9 protein-coding genes are annotated in these 8,034 nt (G+C 62.9%); 5 read left to right on the top strand and 4 right to left on the bottom strand.

Features of this window, described 5'->3' with window-relative positions:
* Positions 1 to 222: 222 nt before the first annotated feature.
* Entirely contained in the window at positions 223 to 585 is a 363-nt protein-coding gene (locus VIM54_RS15765; RefSeq protein ID WP_331902690.1) for a cupin domain-containing protein, read from the top strand.
* Between the two features lie 129 nt (positions 586 to 714).
* On the opposite strand, the gene VIM54_RS15760 is transcribed toward VIM54_RS15765, so the two are convergent.
* From VIM54_RS15760 to VIM54_RS15745, 4 genes are all read right to left on the bottom strand, one after another.
* The gene (locus VIM54_RS15760) at positions 715 to 1,005 is read right to left on the bottom strand and encodes a hypothetical protein (protein WP_331902689.1); all 291 of its coding nucleotides are present in this window, start codon (positions 1,003 to 1,005) and stop codon (positions 715 to 717) included.
* 233 nt (positions 1,006 to 1,238) lie between these two features.
* Positions 1,239 to 1,583 (bottom strand): hypothetical protein, encoded by a 345-nt coding sequence (locus VIM54_RS15755; RefSeq protein ID WP_331902688.1) that lies wholly within the window; start codon positions 1,581 to 1,583, stop codon positions 1,239 to 1,241.
* Positions 1,580 to 3,268 carry a SulP family inorganic anion transporter gene (locus VIM54_RS15750; RefSeq protein WP_331902687.1) on the bottom strand — a complete coding sequence of 563 codons (1,689 nt, stop codon included), beginning with the start codon at positions 3,266 to 3,268 and terminating at the stop codon, positions 1,580 to 1,582. The genes VIM54_RS15755 and VIM54_RS15750 overlap by 4 nt, the downstream gene beginning before the upstream one ends.
* Positions 3,265 to 3,660 (bottom strand): metalloregulator ArsR/SmtB family transcription factor, encoded by a 396-nt coding sequence (locus VIM54_RS15745; protein WP_331902692.1) that lies wholly within the window; start codon positions 3,658 to 3,660, stop codon positions 3,265 to 3,267. The genes VIM54_RS15750 and VIM54_RS15745 overlap by 4 nt, the downstream gene beginning before the upstream one ends.
* Before the next feature lie 537 nt (positions 3,661 to 4,197).
* Between VIM54_RS15745 and VIM54_RS15740 the strand changes: the two genes are divergently transcribed.
* Genes VIM54_RS15740 through VIM54_RS15725 form a run of 4 tightly spaced genes read left to right on the top strand, consistent with a single transcriptional unit; the run spans position 4,198 to position 8,031 of the window.
* Positions 4,198 to 4,578 (top strand): metalloregulator ArsR/SmtB family transcription factor, encoded by a 381-nt coding sequence (locus tag VIM54_RS15740; RefSeq protein ID WP_331902686.1) that lies wholly within the window; start codon positions 4,198 to 4,200, stop codon positions 4,576 to 4,578.
* A 20-nt stretch (positions 4,579 to 4,598) separates the two neighbouring features.
* On the top strand, positions 4,599 to 5,063 hold the full coding sequence (locus VIM54_RS15735; RefSeq protein WP_331902685.1) for an oxidoreductase: 465 nt from the start codon (positions 4,599 to 4,601) through the stop codon (positions 5,061 to 5,063).
* Positions 5,060 to 7,087 (top strand): proton-conducting transporter membrane subunit, encoded by a 2,028-nt coding sequence (locus VIM54_RS15730; protein ID WP_331902684.1) that lies wholly within the window; start codon positions 5,060 to 5,062, stop codon positions 7,085 to 7,087. The genes VIM54_RS15735 and VIM54_RS15730 overlap by 4 nt, the downstream gene beginning before the upstream one ends.
* Entirely contained in the window at positions 7,084 to 8,031 is a 948-nt protein-coding gene (locus tag VIM54_RS15725) for a respiratory chain complex I subunit 1 family protein (RefSeq protein ID WP_331902683.1), read from the top strand. Before VIM54_RS15730 ends, VIM54_RS15725 begins: the two co-directional genes overlap by 4 nt.
* Positions 8,032 to 8,034 lie beyond the last annotated feature (3 nt).

Below are 8,034 nucleotides of genomic sequence, written 5' to 3'. Positions count from 1 at the left end.
CGCGTCGATGCGGCCGGCCACTTCCTCCTCCTCGAGCGCCCGACCGAGGCCAACGCAGTCGTGGACGATTTCCTTCAAACTGTGTTCGACGACCAGCAGTAGGCGCTGAACCGGACGGGAGATCGTCCGCTGAGGGATCGGTGATGACACTGTGCTCCGGAGGCGGTTTGTCTGTGAGTCGTTCAGGCGATGGCTGGCTGCTCGTTCTGACAGTCTTGGAGCATGACAGACGAAGTTCGTAACGTAGCTGATGCCCTTGACCTTATTTCCGAGCACTGGCAACCTCGACGCCTGACGAGCATCAACGACTACGACGTGAAAGTTGTGAAGCTCCTTGGCGAGTTCGTCTGGCACACTCATCCAGACACCGATGAACTCTTCATGGTCCGAAGTGGGCAGCTCGTCATCCAGCTCCGAGATCGGAACGTACACCTCGGCCCAGACGACGTGTTCGTCGTCCCCGCAGGCGTCGAGCATTGCCCACGCGCAGACGAAGAAGTGTCAGCGCTCTTGTTCGAACCCAAAGGCACCGTGAACACCGGCGATGTCGGTGGCGACCGCACCGCCGCGCTCCAAGAATTCTGACTTCGAACATCTCGTCCCGTTCGAGGTTCCGCATTCGTGCTGTGTGATGGCGGCTGTGAGCTGCTCTGGGCGGGATTCTCTCGAAGAGCGGCCTGATGTGTCTTCACCATTGACTCGCTCGTGTACTGGTCATAAATAGATGGTGTTTCGAGTGATCTTCCCCGAGTCGACGAGGCCCCGATACTCATTTACCTCTCCGATCTGGTAGTTGTCCGCGGCCGGGGATAGCAATACCGCCTCAAACGGGATGGCGCTGCTGCACGCCACGCTGAGGTGGCGATAGGTCTTGTGTCCATGGAGCCAGGCGAGATCGTCATGGGCGCGGGTTGTCATGGGGGCGTGACCGATCAGGATGACGTATCCGGCGAGAAGATTGTCCTCGTTCGCCTGGTCGATCATTTTGTCGATGAGGTCCCTCATCGGGTTGGGTGCAGTAGTGGTCGGCATAGTTCCGGGTGGTCTTTTCGAATTGAGGCGGCGAGGTGGAAGTGCCGGGTCTCGATCCCCGATGACCGAGACCCCGCGCGGACCCTGGCGCACAATGTGAGGATGCATCATGCTGTCAAGGTTTTCCGGCAAGCCGGGGAGTGACGGCACCTCCTTGCCGGAAGGCGATGTTGATGAAGGGGGCACGTCCGTGTGAAGGGGAGTGGTCACAGCACGGCCTCGGTTCGGCGCGGCCCGGGCATTGCCGTCACCGTGGGGATGGTGAGCGTGTTACGGCGCACCGAGAACGTGGTTATCTGCCCATTGTCGATTCGGCCGTGAAATTCGAGGAGATCCCCGGTGCGGTAGTTGTCTGGGGAGGGAGCGAGGACGACCAGATAGTTGGGGATGAGCCGGCTTTGGGCCACGGGGAACCATCGATATACCTTCTTGCCTTTCACCCATTCGGTGGCCGTAGCGGGCGCGGTGCCGAGAAGAATGCTGTAGGTGTCAAGCGGGTCGCTCTGCTGGGCCTGATCGATCATCCGGTCGATAACGGTGGTCAGATTCATGGGTTCCCTTTCGGCCGTGAACTTGTTTCGGTCATGGCTTGCACGATGGCCGCGTCTGCGGCGCGCGCTACGTGGTCGCGAGCATGCTCGATCGCGGCCTCGAGGTCGATGAACAGGTGTTTGTGGTGCCGAAGCGTGCTGATCACACCGACCCGGGTTGCGAGTTTCATGTGCTGGGGTTGGATGCCCTTAATCAGGACTGTGATTCCGCGGCGTTCCAGGGCGTGGATCATTTCGGTGATGACACGGGCGCCAGTGGCGTCGAGAACCTGTAGCTGCGACATGCGGATGATCACGACGGAGACGTTGTTGATTCGAGTGACCCGGTCGAGCATACGGTCGGCCGCGCCGAAGAATAGGGCACCGTCCAGACGGAACAGGGCGATGTGTTCGTCCTCCGGCTGGGCGGGGGCGGGGAGCTCTTCACGGTGAACGCCACCGGATTTGGAGAGGGTTCTCAGCGCGAAGAACGCGGCAACACCAATGCCGATTCCGACCGCCACGATCAGGTCGAACGAGACGGTGATCAGTGCGGTGATGATGAATACCACCGTGTCGGAACGGGTTGACCCGACCACGCTGCGAACGGTTGCAATTGAGATCATCCGCGCCGCAGTGACCATCAGCACGCCGGACAGGGCCGCCAGGGGGATCTGCGAGACGACACCGGTAGCCAGGTACACGACCGCGAGCAGCACGATCGCGTGCACGATGGCGGCCAGACGAGTGCGACCGCCGGAGCGGATGTTCACCGCGGTGCGTGCTATCGCGCCTGTTGCTGGCATTCCCCCAAAGAGTCCTGACGCGATCGAGGCGAGTCCTTGGCCGATGAGCTCGCGGTCGGCGTCATACGGGCCGGTGTCCGATATCGAGGCGGCGACTCGCGCCGACAGGAGCGATTCGATCGCCGCGAGAGCGGCCACGGTGAGGGCCGACCCGATGAGCGTGGTGAGGGTCTGAATGTCGAATGACGGAAGGGATGGGGCGGGAAGCGTGTTGGGAAGGATTCCAATTCGTGCAAGCGGCAGGTTCGCGACCGTGGCGATCACGGCGACCACGATGATGGCGATGAGGGACCCGGGAAGCTGGCGATGAATGCGGGGGGCAAGCATCATGATGGCGGCCACGGCGGCTACCGCCAGGACGGACCAGATGACGGTGGACCAGTTCACTTGCGCGAACGATTGGACGGCGGACAGGAATGCGTTGCTGCTCGGGCCAGGCTTTGTCCCGATCGCCGCGGGCACCTGTTGGAGGAAGATGATCACCGCAATCCCCAGGGTGAAGCCTTCGATGACAGGCCAGGGGATGTAGGAAACGACACGGCCGAGTTTCAGCGCCCCGCCGACAACCACAACGGCCCCGGCTATCAAGCTCACAACTGCCACAACGCCTGCACCATGCGCGGCGACGACGGGACCGAGAACCACGACCATGGCGCCGGTTGGCCCCGAGACCTGGATGTTGGAGCCGCCAAAAACGGCCGCGATGACACCGGCGACGATCGCCGTGATCAGACCGCTCTCGGCACCGGCGCCAGAGCTCACTCCGAACGCCAACGCCAACGGAAGAGCCACGATCCCGACGGTGACACCCGCGACAAGGTCTCCACGCCACGTTCGGCGCACGGAACGGTAGTCCTGCCAGCTGGGAAGGAGGGAACGAACGTAAGCCGCTGCTTTCATGGGGTCACCGGAGCAACCTCGGTGTCGCGCTGCATGGCTATGTCGGGAAGATTCACTGTCGATACCAATTGCTGTTGAGTTCTTTCAAGGATCTTGACCAGGAGCGACCGCGACACGGAAAGCAGATCGGCGACCTCCGGATACGCGAGTCGGTAGAACACTTGACTGGCCCGCCGCTCGGCGACGACGAGGTTGTGCCGGCGGAGCACGGAAAGGTGCTGGGACAGGTGAGATGCTTCCAACCCGGTGTCGGCAAGTAAATCCGTCACCGATACGGTGGGGGAAGCAGACAGTACCTCTAGAACGCGCACGCGAACCGGATGGGCAAGGCCTTTGAATAGATTCGCCTTGACTTCGTACAGTGGGCGGTGGGCGTCCGAGTATTGGTCCATTCCGTCACGATTCCACGGTTTGACGTTTTCAATAAGCCGCGGGTCGAGCGCATCGGCGGCCGTCATCGGGCGAGCTCCCCGCTGAATTTCGCCCGGCCCCCACCGTCATGGCGCATGGTTCCGGATGCGTCCATCGCCGGGAGGCCACCGCGTTTAGTGCTGCGATCACGAGAACTCCACAGCGGACACACGCTCGACGCCATCGGGAACACCCGTCCGCAGGTGCTTCTGTCGCGCGGCTGTTGTTTCACGGCGAATTGTCCCCATGTCGTAGTGGCTTAATAAATTCATCATATCGCAATATCAAGGCGACTTGGTGCGATCCTTGGATCATGACAACGAACCGGGAAGAGGAGCCCACCGCGCCCGTGCTGTTGACGGCGCGTGCGCGCTCGTGGCCGCTTCGGTGCAGTCTGCGCGAAGTCGTCGCCGACTGCCACGCAACAGCACGCACAGGAACGCCAGGCTCCCGCCGGCAGACACATATCGCGCCTGCGTCAATTGAAACTTCGATCAATTGTCGATATTATGAAGTGCATGGACGCCGCAGAGGTATCTGTCGCACAGCTGACCGCCGACCTGTTCAGGGCGATCGCGCACCCGGCACGGGTTCGGGTCCTGGAAGAGTTGATGAGTGCTGAAAGTTCGGTGGGCGTGCTTGCCGAAACGCTGGGCATGGAAATCTCCCACCTTTCCCAACAGTTGGGCGTGTTGCGTCGTGCTCGTCTAGTCGTGACCCGGCGGGTGGGTCCCATGGTCTACTACTCGATCCGCGACCCGCGAATGTCGCAGTTGCTCGCGGTTGCCAAGCAGATGCTGGTATCGAGTCTGGAAGACTCCCGCGATTTGCTGGTGACGATGGGGGAGGCGGATCGGCTGGATGCCGCCGCCCGTATCGACATCGGGTCGTCGCAGTGAGCACGTCTCGATTGGTCCGGTTGATCGCCCGCACCGGCCGGATCGCGGAGCCGGTCCCGGCCCCGGTGGGAACAATCTGCGATGGCGCGCGGGTGCTGCGCGGCAGCGTGCATGTTCGCTACGTGGATCTCGGCGGCGGTACGGACTGTGCGATGGAGATTTCGACGGCTTTTGGACCGGTCTACGACCTTGAGCGATACGGTGTGCGGCTGGTGGCATCGCCTCGCCACGCGGACGTGCTCCTGATTACCGGGGTGGTCACAAGGAACATGGTCGAGCCGTTGCGGCGCACGGTGGAAGCGACGCCGATGCCCCGGTTCGTTGTAGCTGTCGGTGACGCGGCCATCATGGGCGGCCCGTTCTTGGGCGGCTACGGCGTTGCCGGCGTCGTGTCCGATTTCGTCGATGTCGACCTGGAAGTCCCCGGCAGTCCGCCAGACCCGGCGGAAATTGTGGCAGCTCTTCGTCGGATCGCGGGACGATGACGCCAATCTCTTTGGGTCTGGCGACAGGGTTGGCGCTGACCGCCGTTGCGATTGCCGCGGCATTCTTGCCTGACGTACGCATCCGTTCCATACTCAGTGGCGTTTCCTGTGCGGCGATGAGTGCAGCGGGCGTCTTCACGGGTGCGCTTGCGATGGCGGGGGGCACCGGAAAGCTGGTCGTCCCGATCGCGGTGCCGCTGGATCCTCTGACCTTCGAACCCGACCGGCTCGGCGGCCTGTTCATGCTGATCGCGTCCGGAGTCGGGGTGCTCGTGTCGCTCTACGGGATCGTGTCAGTGCACGGTCCTTCAGCGTCACGCACAGCGTGGATCGCCTTGGCGGTGTTCCTGATGGGGATGCAGTATGTTCCCACGGCCGCAGACGCCCTGTCGTTCCTGCTCATGTGGGAAGCGATGGCATTGGGTTCAACGGTGCTCCTGCTTGCAGAGCACGCCTCTCGTCGTCGCGTCAGTTCGGCCACGGTCTGGTATTCGGTGATGTCGCAGTTGAGCTTCCTGTTCATCCTCGCGGGTTTCGCCGTGCTCGCGGCGGCGGCCGGTGGAACCACGTTTGCTGAGCTGGCCCGGGTGTCTCCCACCTCCACTGCGGCGTTGACTGCATTCGTCCTGTTCGTCATCGGCTTTGGCAGCAAGGCGGGGTTGGTGCCGATGCACGTGTGGTTGCCGCGCGCCCACCCGGAAGCGCCTAGTCATGTGTCCGCTGCGATGAGCGCTGCGATGGTGAAAATGGGCGTCTACGGCATCCTTGTGGTGTGCGTGCGGTTCTTGCCCGGCGGGCCGGCGTGGTCGGGCATCGTGTTGCTGACGCTCGGGGGCATCTCCGCCGTCTACGGGATTCTGCAGGCATCGGTGTCAAGCGACCTCAAGGTCTTGCTGGCATATTCGACGACGGAGAACGTTGGCTTGATTTGGCTCGCGATCGGGGCGTCAGTGTTGCTTGGCGCGTACGGTCTGACCGCCACTGCAGCGACCTCGCTGCTTGCGGCCCTGCTCCTCACCGTCAGTCACGCCGCGTTCAAGGTGACTCTCTTTCTCGGCGCAGGGTCTGTCCTGCACGCCACCGGTAAGCGAAACCTCGACCACCTGGGAGGTCTCGCCCGGCGGATGCCGTGGACGGCTGCGGCCTTTGGCATCGGTTGCCTTGGCGCAGCGGCATTGCCAATCAGCTCGGGGTTCGTAGCGGAATGGGTGTTGCTGCAGTCCCTCGTCCATGGCACACGACTGAATGGTGCTGCCGTGTCGGTGACCGTTTCGATCGCTATGCCATTGGCGGTGGCCGTCGTGGCGCTCACCGCGGGTCTCGCGGTGTTGACCTTCGTCAAGTCGTACGGAATCGGATTCCTGGCCCGCCCCCGGTCCGATGCGGTGGCCGGAGCCCGCGAGTCCCACCCGCTGGTGCGCGTCGTGCTCGTTGTCGCCGCGGCAATCGTCGTGCTCCTTGGGCTCATGCCGGGGCCGCTTGCTTCGGTGCTCGCTTCGGTCGTTGCGGAGGACGGCACCCGCCGCGCCGGCTTCGTCGACACGATCGGGATGGCTGGCGTGAGCCTGCCAAGGCTCGGAGCACTCCTGGACCCGATCGCGCTGGTCATTCTCGCAGCCGTGGTGGCGGTTCCCGTCCTTGCCGTCACCATTGCTTCGGCCATGCGGCATCCGCAACGTCTCGGCGCATCGGTGTGGGGTGGCGGAGGCGAGCGCACTCGACCGCGGATGCAATACACGGCAACCTCGTATGCGGAACCGGTCGTCAGAGTGTTCGATGACGTGCTGAAGCCGTCCCGGGATGTGGAGGTCACCCACGCGGGCGAGTCGCGCTACCTGGTGCAACGGGTCAAATTCAGCCAGAATCTGACCGACGTGATCGAGCATCGCCTCTACCGTCCCGTGTTGTCCGCCGCCGACCGTCTCGGCGTTCGGGCCCGCAGCATCCAGAACGGCAGCATCCACCTGTACCTCCTGTATTCGTTTGCAGCGATCCTGATCGTGCTGATCGTGGCGGTACTGTGACTCTCGCGACCGTCATCGTTGACCTGATCCAGGTCGTGCTTTTCGCTGCGCTCGCACCCGTCCTGATCGGAGTGACCCGTCAGGTTCGTGCTCGGCTGGAGGGTCGCGCGGGCGCCGGAATCTGGCAGCCGTGGCGAGACATACGCAAACTGCTGATGAAGCAGCCGGTGAGAGCGCTCGGCAGCAGCTGGATTCTTCGAGTAGCCCCGCTGGTTCTCACCATCTCAAGTGTGGTTCTCGCGGCGCTATTGCCGCTGGTGAGCACCGTGGCGGGGCGGCTCATTCCCGGAGACCTTTTCGTCGTGGTCTCGGTGCTGCTGATTGGGGCGGTCGCGCTGGCCCTCGTCGGTCTCGATGCGGGAACGGCCTTCGGAGGGATGGGTTCAAGCCGGCACATGACAGTTCTTGCTCTCGTCGAGCCAACGCTCCTTCTGGCGATCTACGCCCTTTCCATTCCGTCGGGCAGCTCCAATCTTGCGATCATCGTCGATTCCCGACTTGCAACGCCGTCGATCATCGTGTCCCCCGTCGGCTTGCTCGCGATGGCGGCATTCATTATCGCCGTGGTGGCCGAGACCGGACGCCTCCCGGTGGACAACCCGTCCACGCACCTGGAACTCACGATGATGCACGAATCGATGCTGCTCGAAAGCTCCGCAAGGGACCTGGGCTGGCTGGAATTCGGTTCCTGGCTGAAGCTGACCGTGCTTCTGGGTTTGATCGGCAACCTCCTCATCCCGTGGGGTGTTGCGACGACGACCGATCCCGTGCAGGTCGTTGTGGGGGTGCCCGCTGTGATCCTGAAAGTGCTCGTTCTCGGGGGCATGCTGAGCGTTGGCGAAGTTCTGCTGGCCAAGGTGCGACTCTTCCGCGTTCCCGAACTATTGGCCGGTTCATTTGTCCTGGCTTTCCTCGCAGTGGCCGTGTCGGCCATGGTCCCCTGAGAG

Origin of the sequence: Lacisediminihabitans sp., assembly GCF_036569425.1 — a bacterium.
Lineage (GTDB): Bacteria > Actinomycetota > Actinomycetes > Actinomycetales > Microbacteriaceae > Lacisediminihabitans.
The sequence above is the reverse complement of the archived record's forward strand: the minus strand, read 5'-3'. Positions and strand labels throughout refer to the sequence as shown.

Coding starts and splice junctions, on each gene's coding strand:
- VIM54_RS15765 (WP_331902690.1), top strand. CDS start 223: ATGACAGACGAAGTTCGTAACGTAGCTGATGCCCTTGACCTTATTTCC.
- VIM54_RS15760 (WP_331902689.1), bottom strand. CDS start 1,005: ATGAGGGACCTCATCGACAAAATGATCGACCAGGCGAACGAGGACAAT.
- VIM54_RS15755 (WP_331902688.1), bottom strand. CDS start 1,583: ATGAATCTGACCACCGTTATCGACCGGATGATCGATCAGGCCCAGCAG.
- VIM54_RS15750 (WP_331902687.1), bottom strand. CDS start 3,268: ATGAAAGCAGCGGCTTACGTTCGTTCCCTCCTTCCCAGCTGGCAGGAC.
- VIM54_RS15745 (WP_331902692.1), bottom strand. CDS start 3,660: ATGGACCAATACTCGGACGCCCACCGCCCACTGTACGAAGTCAAGGCG.
- VIM54_RS15740 (WP_331902686.1), top strand. CDS start 4,198: ATGGACGCCGCAGAGGTATCTGTCGCACAGCTGACCGCCGACCTGTTC.
- VIM54_RS15730 (WP_331902684.1), top strand. CDS start 5,060: ATGACGCCAATCTCTTTGGGTCTGGCGACAGGGTTGGCGCTGACCGCC.